This window comes from Pseudomonas cichorii (assembly GCF_015471405.1).
Lineage (GTDB): Bacteria > Pseudomonadota > Gammaproteobacteria > Pseudomonadales > Pseudomonadaceae > Aquipseudomonas > Aquipseudomonas serbiensis.
Map to the genome: position 1 here is coordinate 437,625 of NZ_BLVZ01000004.1, position 16,101 is coordinate 453,725.

11 protein-coding genes and 1 pseudogene are annotated in these 16,101 nt (G+C 58.0%); 11 read left to right on the forward strand and 1 reads right to left on the reverse strand.

The genetic code is table 11. The features are described from left to right. Positions 1-39 precede the first annotated feature (39 nt). The 11 genes from alg8 to JL015_RS08170 all read left to right on the forward strand — a co-directional run bounded on the left by alg8 (position 40) and on the right by JL015_RS08170 (position 15,032). Positions 40-1,521, forward strand: coding sequence for a mannuronan synthase (gene alg8, locus JL015_RS08120; protein ID WP_201006069.1), 1,482 nt, complete (start codon positions 40-42; stop codon positions 1,519-1,521). A 40-nt stretch (positions 1,522-1,561) separates the two neighbouring features. Continuing rightward, positions 1,562-2,734, forward strand: coding sequence for an alginate biosynthesis protein Alg44 (locus JL015_RS08125; protein ID WP_201018079.1), 1,173 nt, complete (start codon positions 1,562-1,564; stop codon positions 2,732-2,734). A gap of 2 nt (positions 2,735-2,736) precedes the next feature. Beyond that, positions 2,737-4,146, forward strand: coding sequence for an alginate biosynthesis TPR repeat lipoprotein AlgK (algK, locus tag JL015_RS08130; protein WP_201018080.1), 1,410 nt, complete (start codon positions 2,737-2,739; stop codon positions 4,144-4,146). Continuing rightward, the gene (locus tag JL015_RS08135) at positions 4,143-5,651 is read left to right on the forward strand and encodes an alginate export family protein (RefSeq protein ID WP_201006074.1); all 1,509 of its coding nucleotides are present in this window, start codon (positions 4,143-4,145) and stop codon (positions 5,649-5,651) included. The genes algK and JL015_RS08135 overlap by 4 nt, the downstream gene beginning before the upstream one ends. A 27-nt stretch (positions 5,652-5,678) precedes the next feature. Then, a complete protein-coding gene (gene algG / locus JL015_RS08140; protein WP_201018081.1) occupies positions 5,679-7,286 on the forward strand; it encodes a mannuronan 5-epimerase AlgG in 1,608 nt (535 codons plus the stop codon). Between the two features lie 14 nt (positions 7,287-7,300). After that, positions 7,301-8,740, forward strand: a complete 1,440-nt coding sequence (locus tag JL015_RS08145; RefSeq protein WP_201006078.1) for an alginate O-acetyltransferase AlgX-related protein — start codon at positions 7,301-7,303, stop codon at positions 8,738-8,740. 8 nt (positions 8,741-8,748) lie between these two features. Beyond that, complete coding sequence (locus tag JL015_RS08150; RefSeq protein ID WP_201018082.1) at positions 8,749-9,882, forward strand: mannuronate-specific alginate lyase; 1,134 nt, start codon at positions 8,749-8,751, stop codon at positions 9,880-9,882. A 159-nt stretch (positions 9,883-10,041) separates the two neighbouring features. Further along, positions 10,042-11,592 (forward strand): MBOAT family O-acyltransferase, encoded by a 1,551-nt coding sequence (locus tag JL015_RS08155; protein ID WP_201018083.1) that lies wholly within the window; start codon positions 10,042-10,044, stop codon positions 11,590-11,592. A gap of 10 nt (positions 11,593-11,602) precedes the next feature. Further along, entirely contained in the window at positions 11,603-12,778 is a 1,176-nt protein-coding gene (locus tag JL015_RS08160) for an alginate O-acetyltransferase (protein ID WP_201018084.1), read from the forward strand. Between the two features lie 12 nt (positions 12,779-12,790). Further along, positions 12,791-13,459 carry an alginate O-acetyltransferase AlgF gene (locus JL015_RS08165; protein WP_201018085.1) on the forward strand — a complete coding sequence of 223 codons (669 nt, stop codon included), beginning with the start codon at positions 12,791-12,793 and terminating at the stop codon, positions 13,457-13,459. 121 nt (positions 13,460-13,580) lie between these two features. After that, complete coding sequence (locus JL015_RS08170) at positions 13,581-15,032, forward strand: mannose-1-phosphate guanylyltransferase/mannose-6-phosphate isomerase (RefSeq protein ID WP_200995183.1); 1,452 nt, start codon at positions 13,581-13,583, stop codon at positions 15,030-15,032. Positions 15,033-15,189: 157 nt separating this feature from the next. Here the strand turns inward: JL015_RS08170 and JL015_RS08175 are convergent. Then, positions 15,190-16,101: pseudogene (locus JL015_RS08175) on the reverse strand (RHS repeat domain-containing protein); the annotation flags it as partial.

The following is a 16,101-nucleotide window of genomic DNA, read 5'->3' on the forward strand; positions in this document are numbered from 1 at the left end:
GGGGCTTGAGGCTTGCAACTGACTTTGGGATACAAATCTATGGACAGGCTAAAACACGGCCTACTAGAGGCCGCCGGTTGGCTGTTTTACCTAAGTTTGTTAATGGGCATCGCAACTGCATTGCCTACCAGTATCTTCGACTCACAGTCGAGGAACTTTATTTTCCTGATTGGCGCCGTGGGTATCTGGCGCTATTCCATGGGGATCACGCATTTCGTACGCGGAATGATATTTCTGTATGTGGTCTACCCACACTTGCGCCGCAAGCTGAAAAAGCTGGGCAAGGCAGCAGATCCTTCCCATGTGTTCCTGATGGTCACCAGCTTCCGTATCGAAGCTCTGACCACTGCTCAGGTTTACAGCTCGGTCATTCGTGAGGCGATCAACTGCGGACTGCCGACCACCATCGTCTGCTCGCTGGTTGAAATGTCCGATGAGCTGCTGGTCAAGAGCCTGTGGGCCAAGATGAACCCGCCCGAGCGTGTGAAGCTGGACTTCGTGCGCATCCCTGGTACCGGCAAGCGCGACGGCCTGGCTTATGGCTTCCGCGCCATCTCGCGTCACCTTCCGGATGAACGCGCAGTAGTGGCCGTGATCGACGGCGACACCGTGCTCAATGAAGGCGTCGTCAGCAAGACCGTTCCGTGGTTCCACCTGTTCGACAATGTCGGCGGCCTGACCACCAACGAGTTCTGTGAGGTTCGCGGCGGCTACATCATGAGCGAATGGCACAAGCTGCGTTTCGCCCAGCGCCACATCAACATGTGCTCGATGGCCCTGTCCAAGCGCGTATTGACCATGACCGGTCGCATGTCGGTATTCCGCGCCACCGTGGTAACCGACCCCGAGTTCATTGCCGACGTGGAAAGCGACTCGCTCAATCACTGGCGTCTAGGGACCTTCAAGTTCCTGACCGGTGACGACAAGTCGAGCTGGTTCAGCCTGATGCGCCTGGGTTACGACACGTTCTACGTGCCCGATGCCGCCATCAACACCGTTGAACACCCTCCTGAAAAAAGCTTTCTCAAGGCCAGTCGCAAGTTGATGTACCGCTGGTACGGCAACAACCTGCGTCAGAACTCCCGCGCACTGGGTCTGGGCATTCGTCGCCTGGGTCTGTTCACCAGCGTGGTGTTGTTCGACCAGCGCGTGTCGATGTGGACATCGATCCTGGGCCTGACCGTCGCCATCATTGCCAGCTTCAAGTACGGCGGCGCATTCATCCTGATGTACCTGCTGTGGATCGGCATGACCCGCCTGATCCTGACACTGCTGCTGTCCTGCTCGGGACACAGGATAGGGCCTGCCTACCCCATCATTCTCTATTACAACCAGATCGTCGGCGCCCTGATGAAAATCTACGTTTTCTTCCGCCTGGACCGACAGTCCTGGACCCGCCAGGACACAAAACTCAGCCGCGACATGGCCAGCTTTCAGGGCTGGTTCAACACCTGGTCGTCCCGAACCATGACTTTTTCAGCTGGCACCATCTTCGTCGCAGTACTGCTGACGATGGTTTGACCGGGCCAATGAATCAATCGCTCAAGTAGGAATAATTGCCATGAATACAGCCGTGAATGCGAACGTCGTACATGAATCGGAAGCCCAGCGCCAACACGCACGGGTCAAGATTCCAGCCAAGCTGCGCCTGCTCACCGGCGAGCAGAATGCTCCTCTGGTACGGATCGAAGACCTGTCGGCCGGTGGTCTGAGCTTCATTGCCCCAAGCCAGATCAAACTGACCGAAGGCGAAGTGATCAAGGGCCGCCTGCAGTTCCTCATCGACAACCTTGGCCTGGCCATGGACGTCGAAATGCAAGTGCGCTCCATCAGCAGCGCAAGCGGTCGTGTCGGCTGCCAGTTCCAGAACCTTGAAGCACAAGACATCGCCACCCTGCGCCACATCATCACGTCCCACCTGAGCGGCGACATCGTCAGCCTGGGTGAAGTGCTGGCCACCTTGCAACGCGACAATTTCACCAAGGCCCGCAAGAGCAAGAACGAATCCGGTGGTATGAGCGCCCTGGGTCGTCTGCGTGCTGTGACCTTCAGCCTGGGTATCTTCATCGTCGGCCTCGCGGCCTTCGGTTTCATTTTCAAGACTGTGTACGGCCTGTACTTCGTCAGCCACGCTTCGGCAGGTCTGGTATCGGTGCCGAGCATGGACGTCACCATGCCGCGCGAAGGTACTGTGCAAAGCCTGATCCCCGCCAATGGCGAAGCCGCCAAAGGCGCACCGCTGGCAACCTTCAACACCAGCATGCTGGAAATGCTCAAGGGCAGCCTGACTGGCGAAGACCTGCAACCAGCCAAGATCGAAGAGCTTTATGGCAAGCAAATGAGCGGCACCATGACCAGCCCGTGCGATTGTGTCGTGGTTCGTCAACTGGTGGCTGACGGTCAGTTCGCATCCAAAGGCCAGGTGATCTTCCAGTTGGTGCCACGCAACGCACCGGCCACTGTCGAAGCCCGCTTCACCTATCGCCAGTTCAACGACGTCAAGCCTGGCACGCCTGTGAGCTTCCAGATCGCTGGCGAAGATCAACTGCGCACCGGCAAGATCGTCAGCAGCAGCAACCTGAGCAACACCGACCTGTCCACCGACATTCGTGTTCAGATCCAGCCTGACGAAAGCCTGAGCAGCACCCTGGCTGGCCGCCCTGTCGAAGTCGTCAGCGACCGTGGCCCGTCCGTGAACTGGCTGATCGATAAAGCCATGGCTGCGGGTCTGTAATCATGAACAGCCCACTACGACGCCTGTCGACCCCCACGCTATTGAGCCTCGCCGTCGCGCTCGGCCTGAGCGGCTGTGCCGGCCTGCCCGATCAACGCCTCGCCAATGAAGCCCTTAAAAACGGCGACACTGCATTGGCGCAGCAGAACTATCGGCAACTGGCGGACCTGGGCTACAGCGATGCACAAGTCGGTCTGGCCGACATCCAGGTCGGTACCGGTGATCCTGCCCAGCTCAAAGAGGCAGAAGCCACCTATCGCGCAGCCGCCGCAACTTCACCTCGGGCGCAATCGCGTCTGGGGCGCCTGCTGGCCGTAAAACCCGATGCCACACTGGCCGAGCACCATGAAGCAGAAGCGCTGCTCACCAAGGCATTCGCCAATGGTGAGTCCGGCACCCTGCTGCCGCTGGCCATGCTTTACCTGCAATACCCGCAAAGCTTCCCGAACGTGGATGCCCAGCAGAAGATCAACCAGTGGCGCGCCAACGGCTACCCGGAAGCGGGTCTGGCACAGGTGCTGCTCTATCGCACCCAAGGCACTTATGACCAGCATCTGAATGAAGTCGAAAGCATCTGCAAACAGGCTCTGAACAGCACTGACATCTGCTACGTCGAACTGGCCACCGTTTATCAGAAACGCGGCCAGACCGAGCAGCAGGCAGCGCTGATCGAGCAACTCAAGAGCGCCCATGCTTCGGGTCGTGTCAGTGCCCAGCGAGTGGACGGCGTAGCCCGTGTGCTGGGCGACAGCCAGATCGGCACTCCGGACGAAAAGACTGCCCAGCAACTGCTGGAAGATATCGCGCCGGGCTACCCGATTTCGTGGGTCACGCTGGCCAAGCTGCTTTACGACTTCCCTGAACTGGGTGACGTGAACAAGATGATGGAGTACCTGGACAACGGTCGCGCAGCGGATCAACCCCGCGCCGAACTGCTGCTGGGCAGGCTCTATTACGAAGGCAAATGGGTGCCGGCCGACGCGAAGAAAGCCGAAGAACACCTGCAGAAAGCTGCTGCCACTGAAATCTCCGCCCACTACTACCTGGGTCAGATCTACCGCCGCGGCTATCTGGGCGAGGTCTATCCACAGAAGGCACTGGACGAATTGTTGACCGCCGCCCGTGGCGGCCAGAACAGCGCCGACTTTGCCATCGCGCAACTGTTCTCCCAAGGCAAGGGCACCAAGCCCGATCCGGTCAACGCCTGGGTCTTTGGCCAGCTGGCACTGGCTCAAGGCACACCGCAAGCCACCGAGCTTGCGCAAGTACTCGACTCTCAACTACCGCCTGAAAAACGCGCCGCCGCCCAAGGGTTGCTGCAACGCGAACAAAAGGTCCGGGGTGTCACTGCCAGACAGAACGTGCTGGTGCAGACCCTGACAGAAGAAAAAGACGGTGAGGAAGCGCTATGAAGTTGAATCCTTTGATGGCCGCCGGCATGGGCCTTGGTTTTACTCTGCTGTGGGCCTGCCCGACGTTGGCAGCGCTGACTGAAGAACAGAATTTCGGTATCGAAGTAAAAATCAGCGCGCAGTCCGAAGACGACCGCGACCTGGGCACTCGCTCGGGCGGTGACGTCAAAGGTCTGGGTCTTGATCTGCGCCCTTGGGTCTACGGCCAGAGCGGCAACTGGAGCGCCTACGCAATGGGCCAGGTGGTCACCGCCACCGATACCATCCAGACCGACCCGCTGGAACAGACCACGACTTCCAACAATGGCGAAACCGGCACTCAGCGTTCACGCGGTAACTCCAGCGAGCGCGAAGTCGACAAGAGCTATGCGGCACTGCGCGAGTTCTGGATCGGCTACAGCGGCTTCACGCCCTACCCCGGTGAAATCCTCAAGGTAGGTCGCCAGCGTCTGCGCAACGATGACGGTCAGTGGCACGACACCAACATCGAAGCCATCAACTGGACCTTCGACACTACCTTGCTGCGTGCCGAACTGGGCGCTGCACAACGCTTCAGCGAATACCGCACCGACCTGACCGAACTGGCTCCGGACGATGAAGACCGCCAGCACCTGTTCGGCTCGGCCAGCTACCAATGGACACCTGGCCACTGGGCCGGTGTTCGCGCCCACTACAGCCATGACGACGGCAAGCTCAAGAACCAGAACGAAGTCCTGGACGATCTGGACAAGACTTCCAATGGCGACCTGACCTGGCTGGGTCTGACTGCCGACAGCGACGCTTACAACTACCGCAATACCAACCCGATCAACTACTGGGGCAGCCTGACCTGGCTGACCGGTAACCGCGACGAAATCGGCGCGAACTACAACCCTGCCACCGATCAGTACCTGGCCGGTCAGAAGAACAGCCGTGACCTCAACGGCTGGGCCACCGACCTGGGCGTGCGGTTCCGTCTCGATCCGCAATGGCAAGTCGGTGCAGCCTACTCGCGCGCCAGCAAGGACTACGTACAGAACGGTCTGGAAAGTAACCGCTCCAACTGGACCGGCACTCGCTCACGCATCCACCGCTTCGGTGAAGCCTTCCAGGGCGAAATGGCCAACGTGGAAACCGGCTCTCTGTTCGCTTCGTGGCGCATGAACGACGAATACGACGCCTCGCTGATCTACCACAAGTTCCGTCGTGTGGACGGCAACTCGGGCATCGGCGGCGCGGGCATCAACCCTAACCGGGAAATCACTGATGCCAACGGCGTACCGACCAACACCTTCAGTTCCCTGCCGCTGGAAGACGGCCGCAAGGACCTGGGTCAGGAAATGGATCTGGTCGTCACCAAGTATTTCAAACAGGGCCTGCTGCCAGCCGCAGTGAGCCAGTCGATCGACGAACCTTCGGCACTGGTGCGCTTGCGTGCCGGTGTCTTCAAGCCCGGCGACGCTTACCACAACGGCGTGGATGAATACATGCACCGCGCCATTGTCGACGTCATCTGGCGCTTCTGATGCGAACCGCCAAAGGAGTGCGATGAGATGAACAGTCAAGCAAGCAATGTGCGTAACCGCACCTGGCCTCACGCCCTGCTCGAAAGTGCAGTGCTGAGCAGCGCGCTGCTGATGGCCAGCACCGCAGCGCTGGCCAACACTGCGCCGGTCGCACCTGTCCCGGCAAACGTCAAGGAACTGCAACAGGCCAAGAACTACACCATCAGCAGCGCGCCCATCGAGCCGCTGGCGATGGACAAGCCTGTGTTGCCAGACATCAGCGGCTACACCGCTGAAGCGGCCCTGAAAAAGATCGACCGCAGCAAGCCAGGCAAAGTAACCGTGGCGCGCATGATGGAAGAAACGGGCCTCAAGGAGTTCATCGGCGGCGATAACAAGATGGCCGAATGGGTTGCCCGCCAGCGCGGCATCCCGCAAGCCATCATGATTTCCGACGGCTATGTGACCCTGCAGGACCTGGCCAAGAAAGTGCCCAAACAGTTTCTGAACGAAGTATCGCCAGGCGTGTACATCGCTCGCCTGCCGATCCTCGTCAAGGAAACCGGCATCTTCGAGATCGACAAGAGAACCAAGGAACTGCGCCTGTCTCAGGAAAAGGGTTCGTTCCTGGTCAGCGAAGGCAAGTTGCTGATCACTCACACCAAGGTCGACGCCTGGAGTGAAGAGCGTAACGGCCTTGCGCTGTATCGCAAGCCTGACGAATTCCGGCCGTTCATACTGACCTGGGGTGGCTCCGAAACCTGGATCGCCAACACCAGGATGTCGAGCATGGGTTACGACCAGAGCAAGTCCTACGGCATCAGTATTTCCCAGTACACGCCCAACACCGCGAAGATCCTCAAGCGTCCCGAGCCGACCGGCTGGATCGTCGATTCGGAATTCGCGGACATGTGGTACGGCTTCTACTGCTACGAAACCCGCGACTTTGTCGTCAAGGGCAACACCTACAAAGACAACATCGTCTACGGCATTGACCCGCATGACCGCTCGCACAATCTGATCATTGCCGAGAACGACGTATACGGGACCAAGAAAAAGCACGGGATCATCATTTCCCGGGAAGTGGACAACAGCTTCATCTTCCGCAACAAGAGCCACAACAACAAACTGTCGGGCGTGGTACTGGACCGTAATAGCGTCAACAACATCGTTGCCTATAACGAGATCTACCAGAACCACACCGACGGCATCACCTTGTACGAAAGCGGCAACAACCTGCTGTGGGGCAACCGTGTCATTGCCAACCGCCGCCACGGTATCCGCGTTCGTAACAGCGTGAACATCAAGCTCTATGAAAACGTCGCCATGGGCAACGGCCTGATGGGCGTCTACGGGCACATCAAGGACCTGACCAATACCGACCGCGATATCGCTCTGGACCCTTTCGACGCCGAGGTGTCGCTGATCCTGGTGGGCGGCGAGCTGGTCAGTAACGGCTCCGGCCCGCTGTCCATCGACTCGCCACTGAGCGTGGAGCTTTATCGCGTATCGATGCTCGCACCGACCAAACCGGTAGGCATCAGCCTCAACGGAATCCTGGGTGAGCGTCAGGACGAAATCCTCGACCTGCTGGTACGCCAGAAGAAAGCCGTATTGATCGACCCCGTCGAAAGCCAGACCGAACTGCGGGAATGAGGAAAGGTATTTTTATGCACGCACAACTGATCAAACTACTGAGCCTCTCCAGCCTGACCGCAGCCCTCATGGCCGCCGCTGGCGCGGCTCGCGCAGATGACTCGCAAGCGCCGACCTTCACCGCCGAACCTTGCTGCAACCTGTGCCCTGCTGCCCATGACGCGAAGAACTACACCACGCGCTATCAGCAGAACTTCACCACCCTGGTTCAGGCCGAGGGCGACTGGCTGTTCCGTACCCAGGAAGACTTGCGCACCGAGTTCGACACAACGCCCGCCGGCTATCGCCGCCTGCAGGAACTGCACGATGCCTTCAAGAGCAAGGGTGTGGAGTTGGTGATGGTCTATCAGCCGACCCGCGGCCTGGTGGATCGCAACAAACTGTTCCCTGCCGAACGTGAAAAGTACGACTACGACAAGGCCCTGAAAAACTATCAGGCCATGCTCGGTCGCTTCAGCAAGATGGGCTACTGGGTGCCGGATCTGTCGCCGTTGACCAACGAGCAACAGGCCCATGATTTCTACTTCCGTGGCGACCAGCACTGGACACCGTACGGCGCACAACGCACCGCGAAAATCGTTGCCGAAACCGTGAAAAAAGTACCGGGCTATGCCGACATTCCCAAGCGTGAATTCGAGAGCCACAAGTCCGGACGCATGGGCAAGACCGGAACCCTGCACAACATGGCAGGTCAATTGTGCGGCACCAGCTACGCGATTCAGTACATGGATCAGTTCACCACCGAGCCCAAGGGTGAAGCAGGTGACGGCGATCTGTTCGGCGATTCCGGAAACCCGGAAATCACTCTGGTCGGTACCAGTCACAGCGGCAAGAACTACAACTTCGGTGGCTTCCTGCAGGAATACATCGGTGCCGATGTGCTGAACGTGGCATTCCCTGGTGGCGGTCTGGAAGGCGCGATGCTGCAGTACCTGGGCAGCGAAGACTTCCAGCAGCGTCCACCGAAGATCCTGATCTGGGAATTCTCGCCACTGTATCGCCTGGACCAGGAAACCATCTACCGCCAGATGATGGCGCTGCTGGATAACGGTTGCGAAGGCAAGCCTGCGGTCATGAGCGCCAGCACCACTCTCAAGCCGGGCAACAACGAAGTGTTGGTCAACGGCAAGAATGGCATCAAGGACATCCGCAACAGCCAGAACCAGATCGATATCCGGTTCGATGACACCTCGGTGAAAACCCTTCAGGCCAGGCTCTGGTACATGAACGGTCGTCACGAGGACCTGAAAATCGAGAAGCCGGACACCGCCGATACCGACGGACGTTTCGCCTTTGAACTGCGCGAAGACGAAGACTGGGCAAACCAACAATTGCTCGCTCTTGAAATACAGGGCCCGGAAGCAGGGACAGCACCACTGAAAGTCGAAGCAAAAGTATGCAAGCGCAATGTGTTCCCAAGCACGGCGCAACACACCGCTCAAGCCGGACTATGAGGTGACTTATGCAGACTCCGAAACTGATACGCCCTACCCTGCTCTCGATGGCAATCCTGTCATCGATGGCATGGGCATCGGGTGCATCTGCTACAACGACGCTGGTTCCCCCGCAGGGGTATTCAGCCCCTATCGAAAAAATGAAAACCGGCAGCCACGACTTCACGTGTGATGCCGTGCCAAAACCGTACACCGACAAACTGGTGTTTCGCAGCAAGTACGAAGGCTCCGACAAGGCACGTGCAACGCTCAATGAAGAGTCCGAAGAAGCCTTTCGCGATGCCACCAAAGACATCACGACTCTTGAGCGCGGTATCAGCAAGGTCGTGATGCAGTACATGCGCGACGGTCGCCCGGAACAACTCGACTGTGCGTTGAACATGCTCACTACCTGGGCTCAGGCCGATGCGCTGGAGTCACGTGAGTTCAACCACACCGGCAAGTCCATGCGCAAATGGGCACTGGGCAGCATGGCATCGTCCTACCTGCGCCTGAAGTTCTCCGAGTCGCAACCGCTGGCCAACCGTCAGCAGCAGACTCAAGTCATCGAAGCCTGGTTCAGCAAGCTGGCAGACCAGGTAATCAGTGACTGGAGCAACCTGCCTATGGAGAAGATCAACAACCACTCCTACTGGGCCGCATGGTCAGTGATGGCAACTGCTGTCGCCACCAACCGCCGCGACCTGTTCGACTGGGCGGTCAAGGAATACAAGGTCGCCGCCAATCAGGTCGACAGGGACGGCTTCCTGCCGAACGAAATGAAACGTCGTCAGCGCGCCCTGGCGTATCACAACTACGCCCTGCCGCCACTGGCCATGATCGCCAGCTTCGCCCAGGCCAACGGTCTCGACCTGCGCAATGAAAACAATGGCGCACTCAAACGCCTGGGTGACCGGGTACTCGCCGGGGTGAAAAACCCGAACGACTTCGCCTCGCGCGGTGGCGAGAAGCAGGACATGAGCGAGCTGAAGAAAGATCCGAAATTCGCCTGGCTCGAACCGTTCTGCTCGCTCTACACCTGCAGCCCGGATGTGATCGAACACAAGCACGAGATGCAACCGTTCAAGACGTTCCGTCTGGGCGGCGATCTGACCAAAGTCTACGACCCGTCCCATGAAAAAGGTGACAAGGGCGGTTCGTGACGAACGTGTAGGAGCGAATTCATTCGCGAAGATACAGAACTCTTCGCAGATGAATCCGCTTCCACAGGACAGGTAGCGTGAGTGTTTTACCCCCCGAATTTCATGGGGGGTTTGGGGGGGCTTTGAGCCCTTGAATGTTGGACAAACGGAGAGATAAGGATGGTTTTCTCATCCAACGTGTTCCTGTTTCTGTTCTTGCCGATCTTCTTCGGCTTGTACTACATAAGCGGGCAACGCTATCGCAACCTGCTCTTGCTGATAGCCAGTTACATCTTCTACGCCTGGTGGCGTGTGGACTTCCTGGCGTTGTTCATCGCCGTCACAGTCTGGAACTACTGGATCGGTCTACAGATCGGGGCCAGCGGGGTCAGGACCAAACCGGCACAACGCTGGCTGTTGCTCGGCGTGGGCGTGGACCTGTGCATCCTTGGCTACTTCAAGTACGCCAACTTCGGTGTGGACAGCATCAACGCGGCCATGACCTCGATGGGCCTGGAGCCATTCATCCTGACCCACGTGCTGTTGCCGATCGGTATCTCGTTCTATGTCTTCGAGTCCATCAGCTACATCATCGACGTCTATCGCGGCGACACACCGGCCACGCGCAACCTGATCGACTTCGCTGCATTCGTCGCGATCTTCCCGCACTTGATCGCCGGCCCCGTGCTGCGTTTCCGTGACCTGGCCGACCAGTTCAACAACCGTACCCACACGCTGGACAAGTTCTCCGAAGGCTGCACGCGCTTCATGCAGGGCTTCATCAAGAAAGTGTTCATCGCAGACACCCTGGCCGTGGTCGCAGACCATTGCTTCGCCCTGGAAAACCCGACCACGGGTGATGCCTGGCTGGGTGCGCTGGCCTACACCGCGCAGTTGTACTTCGACTTCTCCGGTTACAGTGACATGGCCATCGGCCTGGGCCTGATGATGGGTTTCCGCTTCATGGAAAACTTCAAACAGCCTTACATCAGCCAGTCGATCACCGAGTTCTGGCGTCGCTGGCACATCAGCCTCTCCACCTGGCTGCGTGACTACCTGTACATCACGCTGGGCGGCAACCGTGGCGGCAAGTTCGCGACCTATCGCAACCTGTTCCTGACCATGCTGCTGGGCGGTCTGTGGCACGGTGCGAACATCACCTACGTCATCTGGGGTGCATGGCACGGTATGTGGCTGGCGATCGAAAAAGCGGTGGGCATCAACACCAAGCCTTACAGCTTCAACCCGATCCGCTGGGCGCTGACCTTCCTGCTGGTGGTTATCGGCTGGGTCATCTTCCGCGCTGAAAACCTGCACGTTGCAGGCCGCATGTACAGCGCCATGTTCAGCTTCGGCGACTGGAACCTGTCGGAACTCAACCGTGCAAGCCTGACCGGTCTGCAAGTAGCGACACTGATCCTGGCCTACGCAACCCTGGCGTACTTCGGTCTGCGCGACTTCTACCAGGGCCGCTCGGAAAGCGACAAGCCCAAGGCCGACGGCCCGGCAACCGCAGAGCCCGGCACCATCAAGGCCGTACCTGGCGACGCACCCGGCAGCATCAACCTGCCTGGCTACACCGTCGGTACCAACGCCCAGGTGCAACCGGCCTACTGGACTGCCGACTGGTCTCGCTACGCCATGCGTGCGCTGATCCTGCTGCTGTTCATCGCTTCGATTCTCAAACTTTCGGCGCAGAGCTTCTCGCCGTTCCTTTACTTCCAGTTCTGAGGAGCCTGACATGACCCGTTCATTACGAATCCTCTACGTCACCCTGTTCATGACCCTGCTGGTGGTTCTGGGGGCCTGGTCGCTGCGCAGTTTCAGCAACTTCTCGACCTCGGCCGAAACCACAGTGCTCGACGGCAAATGGACCAAGGCGGCGGAAACTCATTACGACGATGAGTTCCCGATCAAACGCCTGGGTACAAACCTTTGGGCCGCCCTGGACTTCAAGCTGTTCAATGAAGGCCGCCCGGGTGTCGTGGTCGGCAAGGACCAGTGGCTCTACACCGACGAAGAGTTCGATGCCATTCCCAACGGCGAGAAGAACGAAGCGGACAACCTGGCATTGATTCAGGGCGTGCGCGACGAGCTGAAAAAGCAAGGCACGGAACTGGTGCTGGCAATTGTTCCAGCCAAGACCCGCCTGTATCCAGAGCACATTGGCGATAACAGACCGGCCACGCTGCACACCGATCTGTATCAACAGTTCCATGCTCAGGTCGCGCAAGCCGGCATCTTCGCCCCTGACCTGCTGGCGCCGTTGCAGGCCGCCAAGCAGCAAGGCCAGGTGTTCCTGCGCACCGACACGCACTGGACCCCGATGGGTGCAGAAGTGGCGGCGCAGCAACTGGGTGTCGCGATTTCCGGGAAGACAACGTTGAACGGCGAACCCGAGCAATTCGTCACCCAGGCCAAGGAAGTCACGCCCTACAAAGGCGACCTGACCAACTTCCTGCCACTGGATCCGCTGTTCAGCAATTTGCTTCCAAAGCCGGATGATTTGCAACAACGCAGCACAAATCCGGTCGAAGGAACTGCCGCCGATGATGATGCCCTGTTTGCAGACACCGAAATTCCGGTCGGCCTGGTTGGCACCAGTTACAGCGCCAACCCCAACTGGAACTTCGTCGGCGCCCTGAAGCAGGCACTGCGCAGCGACGTCGTCAACTACGCAGAAGACGGTCACGGGCCGATTCTGCCGATGCTCAAGTATCTGCAAACCGATGCGTTCAAGACCACACCACCACAAGTGGTCATCTGGGAATTCCCGGAGCGCTATCTGCCTGCTCACAACGACCTTGGCGAGTTCGATCCACAGTGGATCGCCGAGTTGAAGAAGTCACGTGATAGCCAAGAGAACCTGGCCCTTAACACCAAACAATCCGAGTCGCCCAACCAGGCGCAAAACTGAGAGGACTGAATTATGACCTTACAGCACACTCCAAATCGTTCGGCCAAGAAAAGCCTGTTCAAAACCTGCGCACTGGCCGCAACCCTCGGCCTGATGTCCCTGCAAGCCCTTGCCGGTGACTCTGCCCTCTACGGCCCGACCGCACCGAAAGGCTCGACCTTCGTGCGTGTCTACAACGCCAGCAACGCAGAAATCAGCGCCAGTGTTGGCAACACCAACCTCAACGAAGTCGCGCCACTGGGCAGCACTGCGTTCAGCTTCATGCCGCAAGGCGACTACACCGCCAAGCTCGGCAGCCAGACCGTACCGGTGAAACTGGCCAGCGACCGTTATTACACCCTGGTCAACAACGCCAGCGGCAAGCCGCAACTGGTTGAAGAAGCACCGTTCAAGAACAAGCAGAAGTCCCTGGTTCGCGTCCAGAACCTCAGCGACAAATCGCTGACCCTGAAAACCGCCGACGGCAAGACCGAAGTGGTCAAGACCGTAGGAGCCAAAGGCACCGGCGAGCGTGAAATCAACCCGGTGAAAGTCAGCCTGGCGCTGTACGACGGCGACAAGAAAGTCACTGACGTGAAGCCTGTTGCCCTGGAACGTGGTGAAGCCGCCGTGCTGTACATCACCGGCAGCGGCAGCAACCTGTCGCCAGTCTGGGTCAAGCCACCGGTAGCGACTCGCTAAAAATCAAGTTGGCGGGTTCATGGCCTCTGTCAGCCACGGACCCGCTAGCGCAGTACAAGAAAAAGACAGAAACGACAGAAAACCACGAACAGCCCTTATTGAATGCTATTGGAGAAACAAAATGATTCCAGTGATCTTGTCAGGCGGTAGCGGTTCACGACTCTGGCCGCTTTCGCGTAAACAATTCCCTAAACAATTCCTGGCACTGACAGGCGAACACACCCTGTTCCAGCAAACCCTGGAGCGTCTGGTGTTCGAGGGTATGCAAGAGCCCATCGTGGTCTGCAACAAGGAGCATCGTTTCATCGTAAACGAGCAGTTGGCAGCACTGGACCTCAACACCCAGGCCATCCTGATGGAGCCGTTCGGGCGTAACACCGCACCCGCCGTTGCCCTGACTGCGATGATGCTGGTTAATGAAGGCAACGACGAGCTGATGCTGGTCCTGCCGGCCGATCACGTGATCGAAGATCAGAAAGCCCTGCAACGCGCACTGGCCCTGGCCACCGTCGCAGCAGAGCGTGGCGAAATGGTCCTGTTCGGCGTACCGGCCAACAAACCGGAAACCGGCTACGGTTACATCAAATCCACCGCCGATGCGCTGCTGCCGGAAGGCGTGAGCCGCGTGTCGCACTTCGTTGAGAAGCCTGACGAAAAACGCGCTGCCGAGTTCGTCGAGGCAGGCGGTTACTACTGGAACAGCGGCATGTTCCTGTTCCGTGCCAGCCGCTTCCTGGAAGAGCTGAAAAAACACGATCCGGATATCTACGACACCTGCCTGCTGACCCTTGAGCGCAGCCAGCACGACGGCGGCGCCGTAGACATCGATGCCGCGACCTTCGCCTGCTGCCCGGACAACTCCATCGACTACGCCGTCATGGAAAAAACCCAGCGCGCCTGCGTCGTGCCACTGTCGGCAGGCTGGAGCGATGTCGGCTGCTGGTCGTCACTGTGGGAAGTGCAGGAAAAAGACAACCATGGCAACGTCACCAAAGGCGACGTCGTCATTCAGGACAGCCGCAACTGCATGATCCACGGCAACGGCAAACTGGTATCGGTGATCGGCCTGGACAACATCGTGGTCGTCGAAACCAAGGACGCCATGATGATCGCCCACAAGGACAAGGTCCAAGGCGTCAAGCAGATGGTCAACACCCTCAACGAACAGGGCCGCAGCGAAACCCAGAACCATCTGGAAGTCTATCGTCCGTGGGGCTCCTACGACTCGGTGGACATGGGCGGCCGCTTCCAGGTCAAGCGCATCTCGGTCAAACCGGGCGCCAGCCTCTCGCTGCAAATGCACCACCACCGCGCCGAACACTGGATCGTGGTATCCGGCACGGCTCAGGTAACCTGCGACGAGAACGTGTTCCTGCTGACTGAAAACCAGTCCACCTACATCCCGATCGCGTCGGTCCATCGCCTGAAAAACCCGGGCAAGATCCCGTTGGAAATCATTGAAGTCCAATCCGGAAGCTACCTGGGCGAAGACGATATCGAACGCTACGAAGATGTGTATGGCCGTTCCGGTGCGCTGGAAGCGGGCGTGAAAACGCAGACGATTGCACGATAAAAGATAGCGGCAAGCTTCAAGCTGGAAGCTTCAAGTAACTTGAGGCTTGTAGCTTGCAACTTGTCGCTGACAGAGCAACAGGCCCTCGGCAACACCCTGCGTATCCCCATCCGCAGGGTGTTGTTGGGGGTTTTTTATTGGTTCAATCCGATGCCAGTCATGCCACTCTCTGACGTTTAGCCTCTTGACGCATCTCACTTCGCACTCGCTTGGCCATCAGCCTTGCCGGCAGTCTTGAAGACATTACAAGTCCAGCATAAGTGTCGGCATTCATTCGTAATAACGAAGCCCGGATTTTGGGATCACCAAATGCTTCTGTTCGACGCGCCCTTATGTCCGCATTATCATCGAGAGCCAGCATGGCATCTCGATAATCGGACGGAGCAAACTCATGTGCCTCCGGTCCATTCAGCACGATGTACTTCAGGGTCTTTCTGATTTCTTTTGACCACTGTTTAACCACTACCGGGCTGACTTTGTCTGGAAGAATAAACTCCTCATTGTAAAAAGCATCCAAGGCACCACTAACAGCGTGAGACGCTTCATGAATCAATGTATGGGCAACGTTCAGCACGTTATGTGATTCAAGATGTGTTCTGGATATTCGCATCCTGAGAAACTTACTGAACACTTCATTAGTCATACGCGTTGTGGCCAATAAGTCAGTATCGGTGTCGAAAAGCTCAAGGGATTTGGCTATTTTCGGTTTAAGAATGGATGACAAGAATTTTTTCTGTTCGATTAGCTCTTTTCGTACTCCAGCAACAGTAAGCTTCTTTAATTCCGGAGGCAGATCCCGCCCATAGGTTGCAGCAAAGGCTTTTGAAACACCATGCTCAGGGCGACTTTTGCCCAGCTCAACGATGGTGCGTCGCAATAGCTTGGCAGACACATCAAGAGCATCTTTCAGCTTGGCTTGCTGCAGGGGGGTAAAATTGGAAAACCCCTTCGCAACAATGACATCGCGGGGATCAGCGCCTTCACTATCGGTATACCGCAGAGGTGAATTGCGAACGAAGCGGAACAGATTCAAACCATCCACCACTCCCGCCGGATCCGGATTGATCCA